Source organism: Porphyromonas canoris, from assembly GCF_000769115.1.
Classification (GTDB): domain Bacteria; phylum Bacteroidota; class Bacteroidia; order Bacteroidales; family Porphyromonadaceae; genus Porphyromonas_A; species Porphyromonas_A canoris.
Window position 1 is genome coordinate 486,010 of record NZ_JQZV01000013.1, and the last position, 24,050, is coordinate 510,059.

A 24,050-nucleotide genomic window follows, 5' to 3' on the forward strand; every position below is an offset into this window, starting at 1 on the left:
AATCTTAAAGCAGTAATACTCTGTACGATTTCCGTTTAGAATAGAAGATTTGAAAGAGAGTTTGGGACCTTCTCCAAACTCTCTTTTTTTATTTCTGCTTTCTCCTGATTACTTTTCTCCATTCGCCCTCTATTCCTAATAGAAAGCAGGCAAATGTGGCAAGTTCCCCGAATAGTGTGAGGATTGAGTGGTGAATCTCGCCTTGAGGTTCGTAGAGAAGCCCGAAGAAGATTACTACAACACCTGCTACAAGAAGGGATGTAGCCATCGCGTATCTTATCTTTTTGTAAAAGAGAGATGAGGGTGCTTTGTCTCTATCTCCCGGTATAATCCGATTTACAATAGGAACAATCTGCTCGATAGAATTGCTATTCATGTTTGAATGGCTTGCTCTCCTCTGTCTTACAATAGGGGGCTGCTGTGTTTGAGATTGCTTTTTCAAGCCCGGTTGTTTCTCTTTCATCTGTATTGTATTAGGGAATACTTGAGAGGTTGAATCTCTCTCCATGTTTGAAAGGATTGCTCTCCTCTGTTTTACAATAAAATTGCATTTTGTTCCGGATTGCTTTTTCAAATTCTGTTGCTTCTTATCCATCTGTTTTGCGGTAGGGAATATTGGTGCTATTGAGTTGCTCTTAGACTTTGGATATTTTTCTTTTTCTTGTTTTACAAGAGGGATTTCTTGTATTTCTCTCTGCTTTTTCAAGTCCGGTTGTTTTATTTCCATCTGTTTCAGAGAGGTAGAGCCTCATAGCTGTTTATATTCTTGTTTGGCATCAAAGCAGGGACAGAGTTTTATCCACTCATCGGGAGAAATTTTTCCATCTCTGTTTCTATCGGGGCTTAAATCTCTATGCCCGATTATCGCGGCATCCGGATAAGAATGCTTCAGAGCTATCAGAAGAGTTCTTATCGTATGTTTCTGCTCCACTGTCCGAGTATCTGCCGGTTGTCCATCCTTTCCTATACCACCTTCGTAGCATATCCCTATGGAGTTTACATTGTGTCCGTAAACGTGTGCACCTATCTCCTCTATCTCTCTGGTTTTGTGCAGAGAGCCATCTGTACGGATGTAGAAGTGATAGCCGATGCCTCGGAATCCGCGCGCAGTGTGATCTCTTCTCAAATCTTCAACGGAGTAGTTGCCATCTATCCGTGTTGCGCTACAATGCAGCACTATGAGTCTTATTTTTCGTCTGTTGTTATCCATTGTTACAGGTCTTGGTATTATGGTTAAAAATCTGTTTGGGAAAGAAGACCGGAGCAAGAGAGGTGTTGCTCCGGTCTTTGTCATTCATCCTCTCAGAAGCCGTCAGAGAGCATCCCGGAGAGATAAAGAGTGGGGCTGTCGGTGTCGGTGCGTACGCTTAGAAAGATCCTTCGCCGCCGCCGTTCTGCTCTCCTGTCGAGTCTCCTGCGCCACTGCCTGAAGTGTTATCGGCAGAACCTCCTGCTTCCGGCTTGTTTTTCTTTTTGACGTACTCCTCTATGTTGGTCAGCGATGCCTCTTTGATGGCTGCTCTTAGCCATTTACCGGCGTGAAATCTCGGCTTTGCTCCTTCGATCTTAGAGATGTTGAAGCTCTCTTTGTCCGTTGTGCTTTTGCTTCTGATCACAAGAGAGAGTCTTCCAAGATCGCCCAGACTCACACGCAGACCCTGCTTGAGGAAGAATGACGAAGCCCATGCGAGGTTGTCCAAAGTGGCTTTGACATCTGCGGTGGATACACAAGAGCGTTCCGATATAAGCTTTGCCATATCCTCCACTCCGACGTCTCCGATGCTTTTGGCTCTTGCAAATACGAGCTTTTCACTCTTTTTGTTGATGCCGTTTTTCGATTCTTGAACTTTGAAATAGATTGCCATAATAAAAATGTTTTTAGATGGTGAATAATAAAATAGTTAGGTTTTGGTGTCCTTTGGAGAGTGGCGAGTAGCCGTTTCTCTCTTAAGACATTGCAAAGTTATAACACACCGGATGGCACTTCTGTAAAAAGAGGTCGTTCTCGGTCGTATTTGAATAATCGCTTTACTAATCATTTATTTTCTGTAGAAGTGATCTGTTTTTCTTCTTTTCCTGTCAAACCGGCTCTCTTTTCTCTTAAAGTGAAAAGTGTTGCAATAATGGAAATAACTGCTTAACTTTGCGACGAAGAGTTTTAAGAGGGACTCTCATGAGCGTTGCAAAGCCTGCCTTTTTCTGTTTAAGGAAGAGAGCGAAGCACCGGAAGCCATACCTATATATATAAGGAGGTTTTGGAAGAGGGCGGAATAGGCGCCAAAGAGAGCCCTCGCAGCCGGAAAAAGTATGGTTTGGTTTCGTTGAGGGAGAAGACAGAGCTTGTTCTCTCTATTTTTTTGCCATACTCTTTCTTCTCTTTTCTTCAATCCGTTATTCCCGGTAAGAGATTGAAGAAAAGACAGAAAACGGGTTGCTTAAAACTCAAGCCGTTTACAGACTCTGATTTGAGAGCTGTTTCAAGGGCTCCAAACTTAAAGAGTGAGAGACTATTGTATAAAACCATCATATCGTAACTAAGTAAAACAGAAAACAGCATGACACAGAACCAAAACACTATTCAAAGACAAAAAGCAAAATATGCCGTGATGACCGTGAAAGAAGTTGCCGTATGCTATTACCCGACTTACTCTCCAAGATATGCCTCTCAAAAGTTCAGAAGAGACATCGAAGAGTATCCGGAGCTAAAGAAAGCATTGGAAGCGCACGGCTGGCAGATGAATAAAAGGAGCTTTTTCCCTGCCCACCTGGAGCTTCTAAAGCAATATCTTGGTGCATGGGACGTGTAATGCCTCCCTTCTTTTTCCTTTTATCTCTTTCCGAAATACTCAATCCCGTTTTTAAGAAGCCGTGATATAAATCCCGAAAATCGGATTTGTATCACGGCTATTTCGTTTTCTTAAAGTTGAAATGCAAGTTCTGAATTATCTTCTTTAGCATTGTCTCGGAGGATAAAAAAACAACCCTTTTTCCCGGGAGCTTTTATATAAAAATGGAGAGTAGCTGGTCAGGCTGTTTAGATGAGATTTTGGAATGATTTTTTCATTTTTGAGGAACTCATTTTAGAGTAATCCTTTTGTCCACAACTTGATATGACAAAATCTCGAATTTGGAAAAAATTTTTTCTCAGTCCGTTTCATGGGGCTTTTTCGCGTTAATAGGTGTAAATTTTAACGCCTACATCTGTAAATGTTTCCTAATAAGGGAATTTGCCTTTTCAGGGGTATTTTAGGGTGAAAATAGGTAACCTGTTGATGTTTAGTGTTTTGATTGTTTTGGCTAAACACGTTAACCGAATCCGGTAAACGTGTTTAATGAAATCGGTAAACGTGTTCGTTGAAAAATTAAACACGTTAAGCCGAAAGAATATGCTCGTTTAGTGTTTTGAGTGAACAGGTATCGGAATTTATGTTAATAAAACAGGCTGATTTAACAAATTGGGTGCTGCTCTGAAAACGACCCCTCCGATCAAAATAGAGAGACGGAAAAAAGTGGGCATTTTTCGGTATGGAATATATAAAAATGAAGGCTTCGAGGAGGGAGAAAAGTGCAGAAACTACTCCTGTTTTTATGTCTCAAATTATCCTTATTCTTGACATCGGTTTCTGTTGTGAGATAGAGTCCCGGAATCACTTTCGTTTGCTCTCTGCTTACGCTTTTTTCTCTTCCGGTTTTTGCCTTTTCTTTTTCTGTGCCGGGACTCTCTGTTTGCAGAAAGGGTACAAGGAATGACTTCTTGGGAACGGGAAAAGAAGTTGCTCTGAAGGAGGGGGTAAAATGGAAAAGTCCTCCCAAGACACTGTCTTGAGAGGACTTTTCTATGCTTTTTCCGTAGAGCGTTTAACGCAGTTTGTAGTTGAAGCCGAAGCTAAACAGCTCTGTAAACTGGAGAAGATCTCTAAAGCGTCCGCCGGTGTTCTTTACAGCATCATCGTATCTGAGGTTTACGTTGAGACGGGTAGAGAAGTAGCGGTTGAGCGATATGGATAGCGTGTTTTCCCACTCTGTCTCTATGCGCTTGAATGTCGTACCATAATAGAATCGGCTTTGCCAGTTGACGGTTTGGCTTATATCAAAGTTGAGAGCCGCGCGCATCGTGGATCCGAAAGCGATGATATAGGTCTGATCCGGATTGAGACCGGCACGGGCCTTGTCTATATCCTCTCTAATGGTTGCTTTGTAGCTCACGGAGAAGGGCGCGATATTGGCAGAAAAGCGAAGACGTTTGAACTTATCACTGTCGAACCTCTTGTCTATCTCGTACTTCATACCGAGACCGGCATCCACAGCAAGAGGGGAGAGGAGTGCCGTGATAAGGTCTTTGCTGTTCTCTTTTCTGTTTTTAAGCAGCTGGGTACGAAGCTCTCCTGAAAGTGTGTAGTACCAGTTGGAGGTTGCTTTGATACCGAAGTTGGAGTAGAGTCGCAGGAGGTCTTCGGAGATCTTATACTTGTTTACGGTATCGTTTGGAGCGTTGTAGATCCCGATTTTAGACTCCAATTCATTGGTCCACTTCACTTTGTTTTTGACATAGCTCAAGCTAAAGAAGTTTCGGGCAAAGATGTTCAGGTTGCTTGTTCCTCCCTTGTGCCAGTTCTTGGAGATATGGTTCTGGGAGAATTGGATGGTACTTTCAAAACCTTTGATCCAGTAGATAGGGTCTACTTTTGCCGTCTCGAAATTTTCTTCCTGTGCAGAGATCGCGGGTCCTTGCTTTACCTCAAAACGGTTGTCATACTTCACGGCATCCACTTTTTCGAGGGTGATGGCTTTCGGAAGCATTTCGGATGTCATGTTTACGAGAGCCACGTTGGATGCCATAAAGTCTCGAAGGAAAGATTTGCCATTCTGCCACGATGTTACAAACGAGCTTACCGGAGCGGCCGGCTCTATGGAGAGTGAGTCTGCAACAGCTACCAGAGAAAGTGCCGAAGGTGTATTGAGCAGCTTGTATCCCTGTTCCTTTTGTGTTTCTACGGTTTGAGAGAATGCTCTTTCGTCCCACATCTTATTGATGTCGAATACGATAGGGAGAAACAGCTGAGAGAATATCGTTGTGTCTTTATAGGTGTATCCCTCCGGAATCGGAACGATCTGCTTGGATAGAATCTCTGCAATGGAGGAGGAGCTATTCCGTAACGGTGGGGGAGGTGTCTCGCTATTTTGGGCTGTGATATTGAGTGCATGGAGAGATAGAACCAGCAACAATACAGCTGGAATTTTTCTAAATATCAGTCTCATAACTTACGATCTTTTGGGATGTGTGTTTCCGGATTTAGTTGTATTTAGTCTGTGCTTTTCGCCACAAAGTTACAATAAATATACAAAAGATAGTTGCTCTGCTCTGCTAACTTTGCTCTATCTCACTCAGTTCCATCCATCGCAATGTCTTTTCGTCTATCTCGTCGGATAATTCCGGAAGACGTATGGAGTGCTTCGTGAGAGTATCAATATCCAATGTTCCACTGCAAAGAGCTGTTTCTATCTCTTCTTTTTCGGATTCGAGAGCGGCAATCTCTGTTTCCAGTCTTTCCAGCTCTTTCTTTTCGTTATAGGAGAGCTTGCGCTTATCGTTCAGGCGGATGCGTGCGACTTTTTCTTCTTTCGGCTTGGTGTTTTCTTTCTCGTGCTGTTTGCGGGCTTCCTGCCACTCCCGATACTGTGTGTAGTTGCCCGGAAAGTCTCGAATGTCTCCCTGACCGTTGAATACCATCAGGTGATCTACCACTTTGTCCATGAAATATCTGTCGTGAGAGACCACGATGACACAGCCTTTGAACTCACGGAGATACTCTTCGAGGATGTTGAGTGTCATGATGTCGAGATCGTTCGTAGGCTCATCCAGTATGAGGAAGTTGGGATTACGCATCAGCACGGTACAGAGATAGAGTCTTCTTTTTTCTCCTCCACTCAGCTTGTGTACATAGCTGTGCTGCGCTTCGGGAGAGAAGAGAAAGTGTTGTAGAAACTGAGAGGCGGTGAGATGCTTCCCGTTGCCCAACTCTATCACTTCGGCTATCTCCTGAATGACGTCTATCACCTTCATCTCTTCGTTGAAAGAGAGTCCGGCTTGAGAGTAGTACCCGAATCTGACGGTCTCGCCTATCTCTAAACTACCGCTGTCCGGCAAGATCTCTCCCAAGAGAATTTTGAGAAATGTGGACTTTCCCGTTCCGTTGTTGCCGACAATGCCGAGCTTTTCATAGCGGGCAAAGATGTAGGAGAACCGGTCAAGTATGATGCGGTCTCCGAATCTTTTGCAGAGATTTTCTGCTTCAAAGATTTTACTGCCGATATAAGAGGCTTTCACTGAGAGCTTTACTTCTTCGTTTTGGAAGCGTTGCTTTGCCACTTTTTCCAGCTCGTAGAATGCTTCTTCGCGGTATCTTGCTTTGTGTCCTCTGGCTTGAGGCATTCGTCTCATCCACTCCAGCTCGGTGCGGTAGAGGTTGTTGGCTCGCTCTATCTCTGCACTTTTTGCTTCCATGCGCTCTTCTCTCTTTTCGAGATAATAGCTGTAATTGCCTTTGTATTGGTAGAGCTGCTTGTGGTCTATCTCTATGATTTCGGAGCAGACCCTGTCCAGAAAATATCTGTCGTGCGTTACCATGAGCAGACTGATGCGTGTCCGTGAGAGGTGATTCTCCAACCATTCCGTCATTTCAAGGTCCAAATGGTTGGTCGGCTCGTCCAAAAAGAGCAGATCCGGCTCTGTGATAAGGACATTGGCAAGGGCTACACGCTTGAGCTGACCGCCGGAAAGTGTTCCGATCTTTTGGTCAAGATCGGTGATTTTAAGCTGCGAAAGTATCTGCTTGGCTTGTTGCTCGTACTCCCAAGCCCCTGCGGCATCCATCCGTGATAGCAGCTCCTCCATTCCGGGATGCCCTTTTGTCTGCATGCAATGCTCATATTCGCGGATGAGGTTCACCGTTTCGTTGCCGTGCATGAAGCATGCTTCCAATACGGTAAGGTCTGCCGGGTAGTGCGGATCTTGCTCCAAGTATCCTACACGAAGATCGTTCCGATAGGTAATATTCCCGCTATCGTAGCCCTCTTTACCTGCCAAAATATTCATCAGAGTAGTCTTCCCTGTTCCGTTTTTTGCAATCAGCCCTATGCGTTGCCCTTCGGCAATGCCAAAAGAGATGTCCTGAAAGAGCAACAGACTGCCGAAAGACTTGGTGAGATCTTCTACTTGTAGGTACGGATTTGCCATTTTGAGTATCGTATTTATTGGATCTTTAGAGGGTAAAAAGAGTTGAAAGCGTATCAGTGAGGCTTGTTTGCCGAGTCTATCTTAAGGAGAAGAAAGATGAGCAAAGAGAAGCTGAGCATGGAGGAGCCTCCATAACTGAAGAACGGAAGGGGAATGCCTATGACGGGAGTGATGCCGAGAACCATGCCGATATTGATAACAATATGTATGATAAAGAATGATGCCACAGAATAGCCGTAGACCCTGCCATATATAGTGGATTGACGATCTGCCACTATCAGCAACCGCCAAACCAAAAACAGGAAGAGGAGAAGTACGGCAGATGCTCCCACAAATCCTTGTTCCTCTCCGATGGTAGAGAAGATAAAGTCTGTCTCCTGCTCCGGTACGTATTTCAGCTTGGTTTGTGTTCCGTTGTGAAATCCTTTGCCCAAGAGTCCTCCGGAGCCGATAGCTATCTTGGACTGATTGACATTATATCCAATCCCTTTCGGATCGTCTTCCATCCCCAACGAACTGCGAATACGGATCTGCTGGTGAGGCTGGAGGATATTGTAAAAGAAGTAATCGACACTCGAATATATGGCAACGGAAGAGAGCATGAAGCCGACAATGAGCAGGCTTGGAAGATGTCTGCGAAAGAGATAGTTCAGGCCTCCGATGATGGCGAATATGATACCGGAAGAGATCGGAACCCATGCCCAGTTTACAGGCATAAAGAAAGAGGCGATGCCGAAACCGATAGCCGCAACAACCGGAATGCCAAGGCACAGTATCCATAGTCTTCTTACTCGTACATAGCGAAGAGCCAGGATGGCAGATACAATATACAAGAGTGAAAAACAGAAGAGAAGACCAAGATAGGTGCCACCTATATTTTCTCCCGAAAAGCGGATAGACAATATCACGAAAGAGGCAACGAACGTGATGAGAAGAAGGTAAAGAGCACTTAACCCTTCACGATAAAAGACAAGAATGAGTCCGAAGAAAGCCACGGCAGAGCCGGTTTCATTCTGTCCGATGATTAAAAGAATCGGGGCAAAAACAATGAGGACTGCCACAAAAAACTCTTTTCTGCTGCGGAGATCGAATTCGTATCTTGCCATCCATGCTGCCAATGCCATCGCTGTAACCATCTTGCTAAACTCCGCAGGCTGTATCCGAAACGAACCGATGGCAATCCATGAACGAGAACCCTTAATTTCCGGAGCTATAAATATGGTGAGCAGCAGCACAAAAAGCATCAGGACATAGAGATAGAAAGAAGAGGACTTGATCAGATTCAGATCTATAAACATCAATGCTCCGCCTATGAGCAGAGTTGCTCCTATCCAAATCAGCTGCGCTCCTGCTCTGCCGCTGAAATCCAACAGTGGAGCATTGTCCATCTCATAGGTAGCAGAGGCTATGGTAAACCATCCCACAGCCACAAGCAGTATATATACAAGCAGAGTGATATAGTCCAGCTGCTTAAAGGGATTTATTTTGTCCTCCATATTCCGGGTGTATTGGGATGAGTTGTGTAGAGAGCATCTTTTGTTCGTATGCTTTACCGTCAGGGCTTAGCTCTTCATCGGGTTTAAGATACTTCTCCATCATAAGTCGGGCTATCGGTACGGCAAAAGATGCTCCAAAGCCGGCATTTTCGACATAGACGCAGATCGCAATCTTGGGAGCGTTTCTCGGGGCATATCCCATAAATATGGAGTGGTCTTCTCCATGGGCATTCTCTGCTGTCCCGGTCTTGCCACATACTTCGATGCCCGGTATTGCTGCTTTTCTGCACGTACCTCCGGTTACTGCTGCCGCCATTCCCTGATCAAGATATTGGAAGATGCCCACCGGCATCTTGGTACTTCTTCTTTCTACATGAAGCGTATCAGCAGGCAATCCATCTATGCGTTCGACAAGATGAGGAGTATAGAAATGTCCTTTGTTGGCAATGATTGTGGCTAAATTGGCTATTTGTAGTGGAGTGGTAAGTATCTCACCTTGTCCAATGGAGATAGAGATAATGGAGGATGAGTTCCACTGTTTCTTGAAAATATTATCGTAGACCTGACTATTGGGTATATATCCTCTTTTCTCTCCGGGCAGATCCACTTTTAGAGGATAACCGAATCCCATTGCAACCATGTGATCTTTCCAAATGTCGAAGCTGTTTTGGATAGATCCATACTTGGATTTGTTTTCCAACATCGCTCGCAGCCCCCAACAGAAAAAGGCATTACATGAAGTCGCGATAGCCGGAACTATACTCAAGGGAGAGCCATGAGGGTGGCATTTGGGGCGTCCGCCGAGCAAAGGATAACCGCCATGACAGCTGTAAACGGTGTTAGGCGTGATGACATTCTCAGCCAAAAAGACTGCTCCCTGTGCCAGTTTGAAGGTAGATCCGGGAGGATAAGTTCCCATAATCGCTCTATTAAAGAGCGGCTTATGAGTATCTTTGGCTAACAGATTGTGATTCTTACCTCTCTCTTTGCCTACAAGCATACCGGGGTTGAAGGATGGAGCCGAAACCATACAGCGTACAAGCCCTGTCTCAGGCTCGATCATTACTATTGCTCCTCGCTTTCCCAGCATCAGTTTCTCGCCGTATGCTTGGAGTTCTATATCGAGTCCGAGATGCAGGTCATGCCCTGAGACCACCTCTTTATCCAACTCCCCGTTTTTATATTTCCCTTGTATGCGACCTTTGGAGTCTCTAAGAAGAACTTCTACTCCTTTTATGCCTCTCAGTATTTTCTCATAGCTCGCCTCCAATCCGGTACGACCGGAATAGTCTCCCGGAATATAGTAGGGGTCTCGCTCTATATCTTCGGGTTGAACTTCGCCTATGGAGCCAAGAATGAGAGCGGCAACAGGCTGATTGTAATCTCGAACGGTACGACTCTCTATACTGAATCCGGGAAAACGATACAGCTTTTCTTGTAGCAGCGCAACCTCTTGATCCGAGATTTGTGAGATAAGGAGCTGAGGAAGAAAAGGGGTATAACCTCTGTTTTTTTTCTTATCTCGGATCTCCACAAAACGTTGAGCAATATACTCCGGCTCGACATTCAGTATCCGTGCAAGCTCCAACGTATCGAAAGGAGTAACCTCTTTGGTTACAACCATGATATTCGATGAGGACTTATTATACACCACAAGCTTTCCTTTGGCATCGTATATCATTCCACGCGACGGGTGGATTATCTTTTCGTAGAAAGCATTACCGTCTGCTTTTATCTTGTACTCATCGGAGAGAAGCTGCAGATAAAACAGACGATATATAAAGAACAGGATGACCAGAGTAAACCCCAGCCCTATGTACACCTTACGGATGGCAAATCTGGGATTTGACTTTCTCATTTCAGCTTGTTAGCTCTGGTATTGAAGTAGTGGAAGATAAGAGTAACGAGAATACTCAGAAGTGATGTCCCTATAATATAGGGCGGCAGATGGGAAAACATGTAGACAGAGAATGCTTCCGTAAAAAGGGTGAGAGACACAAGCAGAGTAACAAAGAAGAGAAGGTATAAAAGATACCCCGTCAGCTTTAAGCTTTTTGTATCAGGCCTTCCTGTCCCTTCTTCCAACTCCTCTTCATCCATAAAGATGAGCAGGAACGGTCTGCGCAGAAATGCCACAATGGTTGCGGCAAACATGTTTATCCCCATGGTATTCATGAATACATCCAACAGCAGTCCGGCAAGAGAAGCTGAAAGGATAATGCTCCAGCGCGGTAGTTTTACACTGGCCGAGAATATGGGATAGAGATAGACCAAAGGGAGTGCATACTGATACACTCTGATATGATTGAAGAACAGAGCTTGAAGCAGCACAAACAGCAGCAGCTGAAGAAGCAGAAGTGAGATTTTTCGCCACATTTCACGAAAAGCTTTATCCTATTTGATAGAAACCTTATCCAGGCTATCCCTCTCAAACTTGTGTATATTCTCCACCATATATACGTATCGGAGTCTCTCGAAATCGGTAGCCAACTTTACCCGAAGAGATAGGAAGTTGTCATCCGTGGACTTGGTCTCTCCCTCCACGATACCGACAAAGAGACCTTTCGGAAAGATTGTGGAGTAACCACTTGTCAGCACCGTATCTCCGGGTGTATAGGAAAGATGTTTGGGCAATCTGGTAAGCACGGAGTGTGTCAAATCTTCTCCATCCCATTGAAGACTACCCAAATACTCCTGATTGGAAAGTTTACAACTCAGAGAGAAAGAGTTATTGATCAAAGGAAGTACTTTGGAAAAATGTGTTCCAACAGCCACAACAGATCCCACAACTCCCTTGGTTGAAAGAACGCCCATATCGAGTTTGACCCCATCCCGACTACCTTTATTTATTGTAAGATAGATTGTCTTGGTGAGGTTTGTATGCCCCACCACTTCGGCAACAGAGTACTCAAAATCGGATGCCGGATTCTCTTCCGTTGCAAAGACCGTATTATACGAAAGGCTGTCTACCTTATATCGCTCTATGGTTGCATTCAGTTTCAGCAGCTCTTTCTCCAGTTCAGCATTGGAACGCATCAGCTCCAAGTTTGCATCATGCAGCCCTCTATACTTATCGAACTCCCCTTTATAAGACATGACATACCCTACCAGCCGGTTAGATGTGCCGAAGAGAACACTTCCGTGGTAGTTGTTTCTGTTATACATCAACGTCACTGCTATGATCTCAAGAAGAACAAACAGCAAGACATGTATATTTCTCCTTAGGAGTTCAAAGAGTTTATGCACTTCGGAGCAGAGGCTTTATTCCGCTTACTTTATAAGCAGTCTGTATTTGCTTGTGTTCTTAAGAGCTTCGTATGTCCCCATGGAAACCATGTGAAGAGGATCTTCCGCCACATGGAAAGGTATCTTGAACTTGTTGGAGAAACGTTTGTCCAATCCCTTGATAAGAGCACCACCGCCTGCAAGATAGACTCCGTTGCGAACGATGTCTGCATACAGCTCAGGCGCAGTGTTGTCAAGAGCATTCTCTATGGCGGTTTCTATTTTCAGTATGGACTTTTCCCAACATTCGGCAATATCCTTGTGGCTCACCTTTATGATCTTCGGAAGTATGCCTACCTGATCTTGTCCGCACACCTCAAACTCTTCGGGCGGATTTTCAAGGTTGATCAAAGCAGAGCCGACACTCTTCTTGATCTGTTCTGCCGTACGTTCACCTATCCTCATATTGTGTTCCGTCTTCATGAAGTTCACTATATCGTTCGTGAGCTCATCACCGGCAACCTTTATGGACTTATTGGAAACGATACCACCGAGAGATATTACGGCAATTTCGGTAGTACCCCCACCTATATCCACTACCATGTTACCCATCGGATCCAGAACGTTCAGTCCTATTCCTATTGCTGCTGCCATTGGTTCGTGTATCAGATACACCTCATTGGCGCCGGCTTTCTCTGCAGCCTCCTTTACGGCTCGGACCTCCACGTCGGTACTGCCGGAAGGGATACAGATGACGATCTTCAAAGATCTTGGAAGAAATCCTCTTCCCGGAATAGCCTTTCTGATCAGTTCGCGTATCATCACCTGACACGCTTCCAAGTCTGCCACCACACCGTCTCTCAAGGGACGAATGGAACGCAGATCGTTATTCTCCTTTTCAAAGTTGCTGTAAGCCATATCTCCCACAGCCTCCACTTTGTCTGTCTTCTTATTGATCGTGACATAGGAGGGCTGATCCACCACCACCTTTCCATCATGAATGATGACGGTATTAGCAGTCCCCAAGTCCATAGCCAACTCATGTTTGAATGAAAAAAAGCCCATATCTTTTCTCTGTGTCTGTGTATTCTTGTTATTCTTTTCCTTTTAATGCTTGAAATGCCTTGTTCCGGTAAAGCACATGGCTATACCGAAGTTGTTGCAGGCAGCCACCGACTCTTCGTCTCTGACAGAGCCTCCGGGTTGTATGATTGCTGTTATGCCGGCTTTGTGAGCCTCTTCCACGCAGTCGCTAAACGGAAAGAACGCATCCGAAGCCAGTACAGCCCCTTGCAAAGAGAAGCCGAAGCGCTCCGCTTTCTCTATTGCCTGTTTCAGCGAATCTATTCTTGAAGTTTGTCCGACACCTGCGGCATACAGCTGTCCGTCTTTAGCCAAAACTATTGCATTGCTCTTACAGTGCTTAACAATCTTGTTGGCAAAGAGCATATCCCTTATTTCCGCTTCCGTCGGTTGCTTCTCTGTTACGGTCCTGCAATCTTCTTCGCTTTGAGAAGAGCAGTTTCTCTCTTGTACGAGAGTACCATTGAGGCAGGTGCGAAGCAGATGGTCTTGAAGCGTAGAGTGTTCTTTGCGTTCCAAAATGATTCTGTTCTTTTTCTCCCTAAGAGTGTTCAGAGCCTCTTCGGAGTATTTGGGAGCAACGATCACCTCAAAAAAGAGTTTGCCTATCTCCTCTGCGGCGGAGAGGTCTACCTCTCTGTTGGTTACGAGTATGCCTCCGAATGCAGAGAGCGGATCGCAAGAGAGTGCTCTCATATAGGCATCTCTGACATTTTCGCCTGTTGCCAATCCGCAGGGGTTATTGTGTTTCAGTATGGCAAAAGCCGGTTCTGCACTGAACTCCTCTATGATCCCGACAGCAGCATCTATGTCGAGAAGATTATTGTAGGACAACTCTTTCCCGTTGTGTTTGGTAAAAAACGCATCAATATCTCCTCTAAAGCTCGCCTTTTGATGAGGGTTCTCTCCATATCTCAAAGGCATGGACTCCTCAACGCTTTCCCCTGCGAGGTAAGACGCAATGGCTCCATCATACATGGCAGAGAGCTTAAACCCTTCTGTTGCCAGGGCACGTCTCTCCTCTTCCGAGGTTATGCCGCCACGTTCAAGGATGCCTTCTATCGTCTTGTAGTGTGCTATCGAAGGGCAGAGTACGACATCCGCATAGTTTTTTGCAGCAGCCCGTATCAAAGAGATACCGCCTATGTCTATCTTCTCTATGATGGCTTGATGCTCCGCACCGCTCTTTACCGTATCGACAAACGGATAGAGATCCACGATCACCAGATCTATGTGCGGGATCTGGTACATTGCACACTGCTTGTCATCATCGGCATTGGAACGTCTTGCCAGTATCCCACCCATAATGCTTGGGTGAAGAGTCTTCACTCGTCCGCCAAAGATCGAGGGGTAATTGGTCAACTCTTCCACCGGAGTGCAGGAATAGCCCAAGCGTTTGATATACTCCTCCGTTCCCCCTGTGGAGACGATCTCTATATCGAGAGCGTTCAGCTTGGCGAGAATGACATCCAAGTGATCCTTGTGATACACCGATATCAGTGCCTTCTTGATTTTTCTTGCGTTCTTTACTTCCATCTGTTCTGTGTACGGTATCGGGATAAACTTTTCTTTTATCTGAACCACAAATATAGCTATTTATCAGCAGAGTTCAACACCGAATAAACACTAAATACCATTCAAAAGAGAGGGGTGAAAACGCTTATTATCCTAAGAGATCTTAACGATGCCCAATAATGGCTTGAGCAGATCTGTTTTTTGATGAAAAGAGATCCCTGTAATCGTATCACGATACCCCTAAAACAGGTCAAAATCTTTACTCTGAATGGTATAAAGTGCAGTAGTCGGAAAAATATTTTTACCTTTGTCTTGTACAAAATATCGTAAATAACGAGAGACAACCATCCCAATACGAGTAAAATATGAAGACATACGATGACGACGAAATGGTCAATTACATCTTGACCCATGCCACTTCCGAGGAGTTGCGACAGTTGGATGATGACAAGATCATCTATCTTACCGATTTGGTGGATGAGTTTTTGGAGTCTCGCGGTTACTTTGATGAGGAGGATCCGGATCTTGAAGCGCTGGAGGATATTCTCTCTTTGAAGAATACGGAGTTGTACGATTTTGTTGTTAAAAACATAAAGAGGGACGACTTTGAAGACTTTCCCCTCTCTCCCGAATCATTTAAAGAGTTTTTGGCTTTGGACGATGATTATCGGGATACACTCGAAGACGAGGAGTAACAGATAGAAGAAAAATAGCCCCGAAGAGCCATCTCTTCGGTATTTGATAATCCTAAAAGAGAATATAAAGCATGAAAAATCTGAAATCTATTGTAGGCGTTTCTTGCCTTGCTACGGCTCTGATGTTTAGCGGTTGTGGCGCAAATAATATGGTGAAAGGTACAAGTATTGGCTCCGGAGCAGGTGCGGCTGTTGGTGCGGGCATTGGTAAAGTTGCCGGGAACACGGGTGTAGGTGCCATTATCGGTGCTGTCGTCGGAGGTGTTGCGGGTGGACTTATCGGCAAGCAGATGGATAAGCAAAAGAAAGAGTTGGAACAGGTGATACCCGAAGCAAAGGTAGAGACCGTGAACAACGGGGAAGCGATCCGTGTTACATTCGATAGCGGCATTCTGTTTCCTACCAACTCCAGCACTCTTAACGCTGCTTCCAAGACTGCCCTTGCCCGTTTTGCTGCCAACATGAAAGAGCACCCCGATACCGATATACGTATTGTGGGACATACCGATAATACAGGTAGAGCGGAGTATAATCAGAAACTTTCCGAAAAGCGTGCACTAAGTGTGTTCAACTTTTTGGTGTCTCAGGGTATCGCTTCCGGTCGTATCAACTCTTACGGAGTAGGACTGACTCAACCGATTGCCGATAACAGCACAGTGGAAGGTCGCGCTCAAAACCGCCGTGTAGAGGTGTTTATCCTCCCTAATGCAAAGATGATCGAAGAAGCGAAGAGCGGAAAACTATAATCTTCCGTTCCGACCATTAGAATAGATAAAAGGCTGTAATGAAAGGGCAAACCTTCATTACAGCCTTTTTTTAGTCGCTTTTATGAGAGTCCGGTAAATTCGTTACTTTTAGTCATCGTTATGGGGATTTGTTTTGTGATAATGAAGCAGGACAAATTCTATCCATTAAAGTCTGCCCCAAGGGGGCATTCGATCCAAAATTTTTTATTCAACGCCGGCGTACCACTTTATTCCGATAAGAATCATGCCCGATAGAGAAAAATATAAGATAAGAGAGATGAAGGAGGCAGAGTATTTTCTGCTGAAAGAGTTTCTGTACGAAGCTATTTTTATTCCGGAAGGTATAGCTCCTCCACCCAAGTCTATTGTAGAACATCCTCTGTTACAGATCTACATAGAAGATTTTGGAAGCAAGCCGGACGATAAATGTTTTGTGGCTGAAGCGGGTGGAAAAGTGGTGGGTGCGGTATGGGTTCGCATCATCGATGACTTCGGACATATAGACGATGATACTCCCTCTTTTTCAATCTCACTTTACAAAGAGTACCGAAATCGTGGAATAGGTACCGAGATGATGAAACAAATGCTTGAATGGCTCGCTCAAAAAGGCTACAAGAAAGCGTCTCTTTCTGTTCAGAAAGCAAACTATGCTACGAAGCTCTACTTAAAAGTGGGGTTTGAGATTCTTGAAGAGAAAGGGGATGAGTATATCATGCTGTACAGGATAGAAAAGTGAGATTTTCGAGAGAAAGTTTTGGCAGAATGGTATTATGACATCGAAACCGGTTTCCTGATGAGTAAGATGAATGGAGAGAATAAAGATATAAAGAATAGAAAGGGCGCACGTTCTATGAAAGAGATCCCTTCGGCTATTCTCAGAAAGCTGAATGCCGGAGAGATAGAAGCAGTTAATCTGACCGAAAGCCTGGCAATAGATCAAAAGAAACTGCTGGAGAACTTTCTTCTCCAAAATGGACGAACGGACTACTTGGAACCGATACTGAAAAGTGTGGATACCGCCGCTAAAATTTCGTATAATACAATGAGTGAAATCATTGGTGAAGAGCTTTTGCTGCAAGCCGGAAAGCATGGAGACGAGCAGCTGTTTTCTCTTCTTCGTAATCATCTCTCCGATATGGTGCGTTGCTGGGCGGCATATTTTATCAGTAGGGATAAAGCGTTGAGCATTGCAGAGTTGTTGGAGAAGATAAAGCCATTTGCCGCAGATTCGCACTTCGGTGTGCGAGAGATTGCCTGGCTTTCCGTCAGACCTCGAATAGCCGAAGAGCTTCTTCCGAGTATAGAGATATTGTCCTCTTGGACTTCAAGTTTGGATGAAAATATCCGTCGATTTTCAACGGAATCAACGAGACCACGTGGCGTTTGGTGCAAGCATATTCCTCTCTTGAAGGAGTCGCCGGAGGTGGCTTTGCCGATTCTTGAACCATTGAAGTCGGACAGCTCAAAATATGTTCGGGATAGTGTCGGAAATTGGTTGAATGATGCGAGTAAGAGTAACCCGATATTTGTGCAAGAGATTTGTACCCGTTGGTGTGCCGAAAGCGATACAAAAGAGACGCGATACATCGTTAAAAAGGCATTGAGGACATTGAGCAAAAAGAGCAATATTTGAGGGCAAAATCTCCGGTACTTTTTATATAAAAATGGAGAGCAGTCTTGAGGGCTTCTTACGTGGGATTTTTTGGTGAATTTCCCATTTTTGAGGAAGTCGTTTTGAGGTAACTATTTTGTCTTCAAATTGATATGACGAAATCGCGAATTTGGGAAAATTTTTTTCTCAGTCCGTTTGATGGGGCTTTTTCGCGTTAATAGGTGTGAATTTTAATGCCTATATTTGTGAATGTTTCCTAATAAAGAAATTTGCCTTTTCGTGGTCATTTTAGGCCAAAAATACTTAATGGTTTGATATTTAGTGCTTTGTCTATTTTGGCTGAACACTTTAATTGAATCCGGTAAACGTATTAAATGAAATCGCTAAACGTGTTCATTGAAAAATTAAACACGTTAAGCCGAAAGAATATGCTCGTTTACCGTTTTGGGTAAACAGGTATCGGAATTTGTGTTAATAAAACGGGGTGATTTAACAAATTCGGCACCCCTCCGGAAACACCACCTCCGATCAAAATAGAGAGACCGAAAAAAGTAGGCATTTTTCGGTATGGAATATATAAAAACGCGCTTCGGGAAGCTCGCTTTTTTGTGGTTGATTTCAGATAAAAAACGGGCTATCCGAAAGTGTGATCGGATAGCCCGTTATAGGATGTTGCCTTTCGGCATTTGGAACGTCTGTTTTGCTTCGATTGTGTGAAGCATCGCACCGTATATGGGGAGCCTTTTCTCCCGAAACGGCAAGAGTGCGTTGTTTAGGAGAGGAGCTTCTTTACCACTTCGGAGAGAACCTTTCCATCCACTTGTCCGGCGAGTCGTTTGGATGCTTCACCCATGACACGTCCCATGCCTTTCATGTCTGCCACTCCGAGTTCGACTATGAGGGCTTTCACGTGTGCTTCTATCTCCTCTATGGAGAGCTGCTTGGGGAGAAACTCTTGCAGTACCGCAAGCTGTGCTTCTTCCTCTTGTGCGAGATCTTCTCTGCCTTGTGTACGGTAGATCTCTGCACTTTCGGTGCGTTGTTTGGCAAGCTTTGCCACGATTTTGGTGGCGGCTTCGTCTGTCAGTTCACCGTCCGAACCTTTGGCGGTTTTTGCTTCCAAAAACTCTTTCTTGACGGCTCTGAGTGCTTCAAGGCGTACTTTATCTTTAGCAAGCATGGCAGATTTGATGCCATCGCTTATGGTGTCGAATAGGCTCATATATCTCTTATATATATTATATGTATGTGTTAATTGTTTCGTTGTACCGGGGTGTGGGTTTACTTCTTTCCGAATGTGATGACATCCGAATCCCACTCACGATCGTTGTCGTGCTCTTTGTTCTCTTCCGTTTGCCCTTTGTCCGAAGTGCCGGATGCGGATGATGCAGAGCCGGAAGCTGCTGTCTCTCCCTCCTTTATGCCTCCATCGGATGGCTGACCTGCCGTTGCTCCCTCTTTCGGAGTGCGAAAACGCTCGATCATAGAGTCTACACGGCGCAGAGTCGGAGTGTCTTGGATAAAGGAGATGAAGATATCGTTGTCCAGCTCTTCCTCTTCAAAGATGACAGACTTCGGCTTGCTCGCCAGAACAATGCTGTCTCCCATCGCCTGCTTGTAGTACTCGCGGATGCGGTTGAGGTCTTTTTCGTTCGTGATGTTCGGCTTCGCATCTTTGAGGCTAAAGCCTGAGGCAAGGATGATAACCTTGACCTTGTCTCCGAGAGACTCGTCCAAGCCGTAGCCCCATATCCATCCGTAGCGTCCTTTGAGCCTTCCCGTAAACTCTCCTATCTGCTCTTGGATGGCATCCATCTGCGGTGCGCTCTCTTTGGAGAAAGAGACATGCAGAAGGATTCGACCTGCTTCGGCAACATTCGCAGAGTTGAGAAGGGGAGAGTTCAAAGCGGCATCTATCGCCTCTATCACCGCATTTTTGCCGGAACCATACCCATGACTCACGATAGCAACGCCGCCATTGCTGAGCGTTGTATGAATATCCGCAAAGTCGAGATTGACGATGTCGTCGCGAGTGATGACGTCCGAAATGGAGCGTGTGGCTATTGTGAGCGTATCATCAGCCTTATCCAAGGCGTTCATGATGTTGAGATCGGAGTAGACGAAACGGAGTAGCTCGTTGTTGATGACCAGCATCGCGTCTATGTTTTTACTCATCTCGTCAAGTCCGTCCAACGCTTTCAGGATTTTCTCTTGTCCCTCAAAAAGGAACGGAATGGTAACGATCCCCACGGTGAGGATACCCATCTCTTTGGCGATGCGAGCCACGACGGGAGCAGCTCCTGTACCTGTTCCGCCACCCATCCCGGCAGTAATAAATGCCATGCGAGTGCCGTCATTGAGAGCTCTGCGAATCTCTTCTTCGCTCTCTTCTGCGGCTTCTTTTGCCACTTCTGGCTTATCTCCGGCTCCAAGTCCGCGCGTCCGATTTTCTCCTATACAGAGTTTGTGTGGGATGCTACAGCGTTGGAGGTGTTGCCGGTCTGTATTACATAGAAGATAGGTGATATGCTCTATGCCCTCTTTATACATGTGATTGACGGCATTTCCACCGCCTCCTCCCACACCTATCACCTTTATGATGGGGGAGGTATTGGAAATGGTGTCTCCGTTTATATCGAGTAGATTATCTGTAGTTGTCATAAGCTATAATCTTCTAATACATTAATTTTCGGTTTCGTCCGGAGGTGTTATGATGTCCATAAAGCTCTTTGCCCAACCCATAAAGCCTCCTTTCTTCTTCTGCTTCTGTGCGGAGGAGGTGGTGTCTCTTGTCGGTTCCGGCTCCGGTTCTATCTCTTCTATCGGTTCGTCGAACTCTATCTTCTGAGCTTGCGGTGTCGTCTCTGTGGCGTAGCTCTCTTCCGGCTCTTCTTTTTCCTGTGCTCCCTGCGGCTCTACCGCTACCTCTTTTATCTCTGTCGGCTTTGCCACGGGGCGTGGCTCTATACACTCTTCGTACGCTTTACTGATAAGAGCATAGAGCAGATGCAGATGAGGCTTTGCGATATAGGCTCTGTTGGCAGGGCTTACCTGGAGATGTTGGCTCAAGGTAGAGGCTTCGTGGACGTTTGCACCCAGTGCATCGGATAGCATCTTAGTGAGTCCGGTAAGCTGGGAAGCTCCTCCCGTGATGATTATATCGCCTCCTATCTCACCTTTATTGATCATCTCCCAAAGGTGATACCGGATATTGTCCACGATCTCCTGTGTACGCGCTTCGATGTATTTGTCTATCTCATACTTGCTGATCTGCTTGGTGGAGAGCTTGTCTCGTGTATTGACCTCTACGAAAGTCTTATCTCCATAAACCGGTTGGCACGTTCCCACGGAGCATTTGACCCTTTCCGCCTCTGACGGAGTGATGTGTAGCGAAGTGATGTCTTGTGTTATGTTTTGACCTCCAAGCGGTATCACTCTGACGCCTTGCAGCAATCCGTTCTTGTATACGCAGATTGTGGTGCTGCCTCCACCAAGGTCGATGAGCACGCACCCCAGCTTCTTGTTGTCGTTTGTCAGGAAGATGTCGGAGAGTATAAGCGGTGAGATTTCGATGTTGCAGATCTCATAAGGGAGCTTATTGGTGAGCACCGATATGAGGTTATGCTTCTTTTGCGGTTTGGCAAGCAGAAGACGGAAACGGGCATCCAGCTTCATCGCCTGCACTCCGACCGGATCGGATGTGTATTGGCTGTTGACATAATACTCCGGAGACTCTATCATGAGAAGCTCGTACCCGGTAAGCTCGAAAGAGGAGGCTTGTTGGCGAAGCTGTTCGACATCTTCATCCGTGATTTCGTGAGGCGAATCGAACGTGAGCGACTCCAAATGTTGTGCCGTTCTAAGGCTTTGTCCTCCTATCCCGGCGTACACTCGCGAGACCTTTTTTCCTGTAAGGCGTTCGAGCGTATTGAGAAGAGACTGGACTTTCAGCGCTGTGGTTTCGAGGTTGAATATTGTTCCGCGAAGAATGCAGCCATCGGTGGGTTCTTCTGCATTGGCTAAGATATTTATGGTGTATGCTCCTCCTTCAAAACGCTTGGTTGCGATAGCCCCTTTTATAGAGGAGGAGCCGAAGTCTATTACCGCTACGGTTATGTTTTTATTCTCCATGAGAGGTCTGTTTTGATGTGATACAAAAATACATTTTTTTCGCTTAAATGGAAAGAAAAACAGCCTCTCCCGACCCTTTTTTTACATTCGCACATAACTCCCTAAGAATAAACAGGAAATAGATTGTTATATCAGAAAAAATCTATACCTTTGCAGCCGTGCTGAGTGGCACGGATAATCAACATAATGTCCAACTCACTAAAGCTTAATTTTAATTTTTAGTTAATGAACAAATCTTACAAAGACGTGAAGCCCTTAGAGGACTTCAACTGGGAACAATTCGAGGAAGGCTCAATTATTTCCGAACAACCAAAAGAAGAAGTTGAAAAAGCTTACGACAACACCCTTAGCGCCGTTAAAGAGCAAGAGATTGTTGTAGGTCGTGTAAGCTCTATCAACAAAAGAGAAGTAGTCGTGAATATCGGCTACAAGAGCGAAGGCGTGGTGCCTTATGCAGAGTTCCGTTACAATCCGGACCTAAAAGAAGGCGACGAAGTAGAAGTCCTTATCGAAAGCCAAGAAGACAAGAAGGGTCAGCTTGTACTTTCACACAAGAAAGCTTGCGCAGTACGTTCTTGGGAGCGTGTGAACAAAGCTTTGGAGAACGACGAAATTGTGAAGGGTTATGTAATGTCTCGTACTCGTGGTGGTATGATCGTAGAAATCTTCGGTATCGAATCTTTCTTGCCGGGATCTCAAATAGACGTGAAGCCGATCCGCGATTTCGATGTTTACGTAGGCAAAACAATGGAGTTCAAGATCGTGAAGATCAATCAAGAGTTCAAGAACGTTGTGGTTTCTCACAAGGCTCTTATCGAAGCAGAACTCGAACAACAGAAGAAAGCAATCATATCTACGCTTGAAAAAGGTCAGATTCTCGAAGGTGTGGTTAAGAATATCACCACATACGGTGCATTTATCGACCTTGGCGGTGTAGATGGTTTAGTACATATCACAGACCTTTCTTGGGGTCGTGTAAACCATCCTGAAGAAGTGGTACAACTTGATCAAAAGATCAACGTGGTTATCCTCGACTTCGACGATGAAAAGAAACGTATCGCACTTGGTCTTAAGCAACTTACTCCACATCCATGGGATAACCTTGATGCAAACTTGCAAGTGGGCGACAAGGTTAAGGGTAAAGTGGTTGTGATGGCAGATTACGGTGCATTTGTAGAAATAGCTCCGGGCGTGGAAGGTCTTGTTCACGTATCTGAAATGTCTTGGACACAACACTTGCGCAGCGCACAAGAGTTCTTGAAAGTAGGCGATGAGATCGAAGCCGTAGTGCTTACTCTCGACCGTGAAGAACGTAAGATGTCTCTTGGTATCAAGCAACTTAAGCCGGATCCATGGGCTGACATCGAAGAGAAATTCCCTGTAGGCTCACAACATACAGCTAAGGTTCGCAACTTTACCAACTTCGGCGTATTTGTTGAGTTTGAAAACGGTGTAGATGGTCTTATCCACATCTCCGATCTATCTTGGACAAAGAAGATCAAACACCCAAGCGAATTTACTCAGATCGGTGCTCCTATAGAAGTGAAAGTACTTGAAATCGACAAGGAAAACCGCCGTCTCAGCCTTGGTCACAAGCAATTGGAAGAGAACCCATGGGATGTATTCGATACAGTATTCACTGTCGGTTCTATCCACGAAGGCGTAATCACAGAAATGATAGAGAAGGGTGCAGTAGTAGCTCTACAATATGGTGTAGAAGGTTTTGCTACTCCAAAGCATCTTGTAAAAGAAGATGGTACACAAGCTCAAGTGGACGAGAAACTTCCATTCAAGGTTATCGAGTTCAACAAGGACGCTCGTCGTATCTTCCTTTCTCACAGCCGTATCTTTGAAGATGAGCAAAAGAAGGCTCGTCAAGAAGCATCTAAGGAACGCCGTGAAGCTAAGAAGGCAGAACAAGCACCTGCATTCACAGCTACAGCTACCACAGTAGAAAAATCTACTCTTGGTGATCTTGAAGAGCTCGCAGCTCTTCGCGAAAAGATGTTAGGCGGTAACGAAGAATAATCTTAGATTATACATCATATTAAAAGCCCGGTGAAAGCAATTTCATCGGGCTTTTGTTTTACCTTCTATATCCCCGCATCTTTTGCAGAGGAATCTCCTTCCCTCTTTCCCGTTTCGGGATCAAGAGTTTTGATAAAGCCATTTGAAAATCGGGTTATTCACTTTAATTTCTTTTTCTAAACCTGTTCGGAAGAGGAAATCAAGGCTTGAAAGCTGCATGGCAAGTCTTGATTGCCACTTTTCAAGTCTTGATTGCCACAAATCGAGCCTTGAATCTTAAAT

General features: G+C 45.1%; 21 protein-coding genes. 7 read left to right on the forward strand and 14 right to left on the reverse strand.

Annotated elements, in window-relative coordinates; genetic code table 11:
* Positions 1-88: 88 nt before the first annotated feature.
* Positions 89-463, reverse strand: coding sequence for a hypothetical protein (locus tag HQ43_RS09815; RefSeq protein ID WP_152567500.1), 375 nt, complete (start codon positions 461-463; stop codon positions 89-91).
* Positions 464-748: 285 nt separating this feature from the next.
* Positions 749-1,210: an N-acetylmuramoyl-L-alanine amidase gene (locus tag HQ43_RS07215; RefSeq protein WP_036791628.1), complete on the reverse strand. Its 462-nt coding sequence runs from the start codon at positions 1,208-1,210 to the stop codon at positions 749-751.
* 35 nt (positions 1,211-1,245) lie between these two features.
* Between HQ43_RS07215 and HQ43_RS10145 the strand changes: the two genes are divergently transcribed.
* On the forward strand, positions 1,246-1,371 hold the full coding sequence (locus HQ43_RS10145) for a hypothetical protein (RefSeq protein WP_255359381.1): 126 nt from the start codon (positions 1,246-1,248) through the stop codon (positions 1,369-1,371).
* Here the strand turns inward: HQ43_RS10145 and HQ43_RS09535 are convergent.
* Positions 1,368-1,865 (reverse strand): HU family DNA-binding protein, encoded by a 498-nt coding sequence (locus tag HQ43_RS09535; RefSeq protein ID WP_052103135.1) that lies wholly within the window; start codon positions 1,863-1,865, stop codon positions 1,368-1,370. The genes HQ43_RS10145 and HQ43_RS09535 overlap by 4 nt on opposite strands.
* Before the next feature lie 690 nt (positions 1,866-2,555).
* On the opposite strand from HQ43_RS09535, the gene HQ43_RS07230 reads away from it, so the two are divergent.
* Positions 2,556-2,807 carry a DUF4248 domain-containing protein gene (locus HQ43_RS07230; RefSeq protein WP_036791635.1) on the forward strand — a complete coding sequence of 84 codons (252 nt, stop codon included), beginning with the start codon at positions 2,556-2,558 and terminating at the stop codon, positions 2,805-2,807.
* Positions 2,808-3,858: 1,051 nt separating this feature from the next.
* Here the strand turns inward: HQ43_RS07230 and HQ43_RS09540 are convergent.
* The 8 genes from HQ43_RS09540 to purH form a co-directional block, all read right to left on the reverse strand.
* Positions 3,859-5,259 (reverse strand): DUF3078 domain-containing protein, encoded by a 1,401-nt coding sequence (locus HQ43_RS09540; protein WP_052089816.1) that lies wholly within the window; start codon positions 5,257-5,259, stop codon positions 3,859-3,861.
* 106 nt (positions 5,260-5,365) lie between these two features.
* Positions 5,366-7,237: an ABC-F family ATP-binding cassette domain-containing protein gene (locus tag HQ43_RS07245; protein WP_036791642.1), complete on the reverse strand. Its 1,872-nt coding sequence runs from the start codon at positions 7,235-7,237 to the stop codon at positions 5,366-5,368.
* Between the two features lie 53 nt (positions 7,238-7,290).
* Positions 7,291-8,733 (reverse strand): rod shape-determining protein RodA, encoded by a 1,443-nt coding sequence (gene rodA, locus HQ43_RS07250; protein WP_036791645.1) that lies wholly within the window; start codon positions 8,731-8,733, stop codon positions 7,291-7,293.
* Positions 8,708-10,591, reverse strand: coding sequence for a penicillin-binding transpeptidase domain-containing protein (locus HQ43_RS07255; RefSeq protein ID WP_036791648.1), 1,884 nt, complete (start codon positions 10,589-10,591; stop codon positions 8,708-8,710). The genes rodA and HQ43_RS07255 overlap by 26 nt, the downstream gene beginning before the upstream one ends.
* Positions 10,588-11,109, reverse strand: a complete 522-nt coding sequence (locus tag HQ43_RS07260) for a hypothetical protein (protein ID WP_036791651.1) — start codon at positions 11,107-11,109, stop codon at positions 10,588-10,590. Before HQ43_RS07260 ends, HQ43_RS07255 begins: the two co-directional genes overlap by 4 nt.
* 18 nt (positions 11,110-11,127) lie before the next feature.
* Positions 11,128-11,979, reverse strand: coding sequence for a rod shape-determining protein MreC (mreC, locus tag HQ43_RS07265; RefSeq protein ID WP_036791655.1), 852 nt, complete (start codon positions 11,977-11,979; stop codon positions 11,128-11,130).
* 24 nt (positions 11,980-12,003) lie between these two features.
* A complete protein-coding gene (locus HQ43_RS07270) occupies positions 12,004-13,023 on the reverse strand; it encodes a rod shape-determining protein (RefSeq protein ID WP_036791659.1) in 1,020 nt (339 codons plus the stop codon).
* Between the two features lie 42 nt (positions 13,024-13,065).
* Positions 13,066-14,577, reverse strand: a complete 1,512-nt coding sequence (gene purH / locus HQ43_RS07275; RefSeq protein ID WP_036792744.1) for a bifunctional phosphoribosylaminoimidazolecarboxamide formyltransferase/IMP cyclohydrolase — start codon at positions 14,575-14,577, stop codon at positions 13,066-13,068.
* A 344-nt stretch (positions 14,578-14,921) separates the two neighbouring features.
* Here purH and HQ43_RS07280 point away from each other — a divergent pair, with 344 nt between their 5' ends.
* The 4 genes from HQ43_RS07280 (at position 14,922) to HQ43_RS07295 (ending at position 17,630) form a co-directional block, all read left to right on the forward strand.
* Positions 14,922-15,251 (forward strand): hypothetical protein, encoded by a 330-nt coding sequence (locus HQ43_RS07280; RefSeq protein WP_036791662.1) that lies wholly within the window; start codon positions 14,922-14,924, stop codon positions 15,249-15,251.
* 71 nt (positions 15,252-15,322) lie between these two features.
* Positions 15,323-15,997 carry an OmpA family protein gene (locus HQ43_RS07285; protein WP_036791665.1) on the forward strand — a complete coding sequence of 225 codons (675 nt, stop codon included), beginning with the start codon at positions 15,323-15,325 and terminating at the stop codon, positions 15,995-15,997.
* 244 nt (positions 15,998-16,241) lie between these two features.
* Positions 16,242-16,733 (forward strand): GNAT family N-acetyltransferase, encoded by a 492-nt coding sequence (locus HQ43_RS07290; protein ID WP_036791668.1) that lies wholly within the window; start codon positions 16,242-16,244, stop codon positions 16,731-16,733.
* Between the two features lie 18 nt (positions 16,734-16,751).
* A complete protein-coding gene (locus HQ43_RS07295) occupies positions 16,752-17,630 on the forward strand; it encodes a DNA alkylation repair protein (protein ID WP_235305957.1) in 879 nt (292 codons plus the stop codon).
* A gap of 751 nt (positions 17,631-18,381) precedes the next feature.
* Here the strand turns inward: HQ43_RS07295 and HQ43_RS07300 are convergent.
* From HQ43_RS07300 to ftsA, 3 genes are read right to left on the reverse strand one after another with little or no spacing between them, the layout of a single operon-like run.
* On the reverse strand, positions 18,382-18,831 hold the full coding sequence (locus HQ43_RS07300) for a GatB/YqeY domain-containing protein (protein ID WP_036791671.1): 450 nt from the start codon (positions 18,829-18,831) through the stop codon (positions 18,382-18,384).
* 59 nt (positions 18,832-18,890) lie between these two features.
* Entirely contained in the window at positions 18,891-20,270 is a 1,380-nt protein-coding gene (ftsZ, locus tag HQ43_RS07305; RefSeq protein ID WP_052103136.1) for a cell division protein FtsZ, read from the reverse strand.
* A 21-nt stretch (positions 20,271-20,291) separates the two neighbouring features.
* The gene (gene ftsA, locus HQ43_RS07310) at positions 20,292-21,740 is read right to left on the reverse strand and encodes a cell division protein FtsA (protein WP_036791673.1); all 1,449 of its coding nucleotides are present in this window, start codon (positions 21,738-21,740) and stop codon (positions 20,292-20,294) included.
* A gap of 225 nt (positions 21,741-21,965) precedes the next feature.
* On the opposite strand from ftsA, the gene rpsA reads away from it, so the two are divergent.
* Positions 21,966-23,768 (forward strand): 30S ribosomal protein S1, encoded by a 1,803-nt coding sequence (rpsA, locus tag HQ43_RS07315; protein WP_036791675.1) that lies wholly within the window; start codon positions 21,966-21,968, stop codon positions 23,766-23,768.
* Positions 23,769-24,050 lie beyond the last annotated feature (282 nt).

Excerpts from the sequence above, each read along its gene's own strand:
- HQ43_RS09815 (WP_152567500.1), bottom strand. The coding sequence starts at position 463 with ATGAAAGAGAAACAACCGGGCTTGAAAAAGCAATCTCAAACACAGCAG.
- HQ43_RS07215 (WP_036791628.1), bottom strand. The coding sequence starts at position 1,210 with ATGGATAACAACAGACGAAAAATAAGACTCATAGTGCTGCATTGTAGC.
- HQ43_RS09535 (WP_052103135.1), bottom strand. The coding sequence starts at position 1,865 with ATGGCAATCTATTTCAAAGTTCAAGAATCGAAAAACGGCATCAACAAA.
- HQ43_RS07230 (WP_036791635.1), top strand. The coding sequence starts at position 2,556 with ATGACACAGAACCAAAACACTATTCAAAGACAAAAAGCAAAATATGCC.
- HQ43_RS09540 (WP_052089816.1), bottom strand. The coding sequence starts at position 5,259 with ATGAGACTGATATTTAGAAAAATTCCAGCTGTATTGTTGCTGGTTCTA.
- HQ43_RS07245 (WP_036791642.1), bottom strand. The coding sequence starts at position 7,237 with ATGGCAAATCCGTACCTACAAGTAGAAGATCTCACCAAGTCTTTCGGC.
- rodA (WP_036791645.1), bottom strand. The coding sequence starts at position 8,733 with ATGGAGGACAAAATAAATCCCTTTAAGCAGCTGGACTATATCACTCTG.
- HQ43_RS07255 (WP_036791648.1), bottom strand. The coding sequence starts at position 10,591 with ATGAGAAAGTCAAATCCCAGATTTGCCATCCGTAAGGTGTACATAGGG.
- HQ43_RS07260 (WP_036791651.1), bottom strand. The coding sequence starts at position 11,109 with ATGTGGCGAAAAATCTCACTTCTGCTTCTTCAGCTGCTGCTGTTTGTG.
- HQ43_RS07270 (WP_036791659.1), bottom strand. The coding sequence starts at position 13,023 with ATGGGCTTTTTTTCATTCAAACATGAGTTGGCTATGGACTTGGGGACT.
- purH (WP_036792744.1), bottom strand. The coding sequence starts at position 14,577 with ATGGAAGTAAAGAACGCAAGAAAAATCAAGAAGGCACTGATATCGGTG.
- HQ43_RS07280 (WP_036791662.1), top strand. The coding sequence starts at position 14,922 with ATGAAGACATACGATGACGACGAAATGGTCAATTACATCTTGACCCAT.
- HQ43_RS07285 (WP_036791665.1), top strand. The coding sequence starts at position 15,323 with ATGAAAAATCTGAAATCTATTGTAGGCGTTTCTTGCCTTGCTACGGCT.
- HQ43_RS07290 (WP_036791668.1), top strand. The coding sequence starts at position 16,242 with ATGCCCGATAGAGAAAAATATAAGATAAGAGAGATGAAGGAGGCAGAG.
- HQ43_RS07300 (WP_036791671.1), bottom strand. The coding sequence starts at position 18,831 with ATGAGCCTATTCGACACCATAAGCGATGGCATCAAATCTGCCATGCTT.
- ftsZ (WP_052103136.1), bottom strand. The coding sequence starts at position 20,270 with ATGACAACTACAGATAATCTACTCGATATAAACGGAGACACCATTTCC.
- ftsA (WP_036791673.1), bottom strand. The coding sequence starts at position 21,740 with ATGGAGAATAAAAACATAACCGTAGCGGTAATAGACTTCGGCTCCTCC.
- rpsA (WP_036791675.1), top strand. The coding sequence starts at position 21,966 with ATGAACAAATCTTACAAAGACGTGAAGCCCTTAGAGGACTTCAACTGG.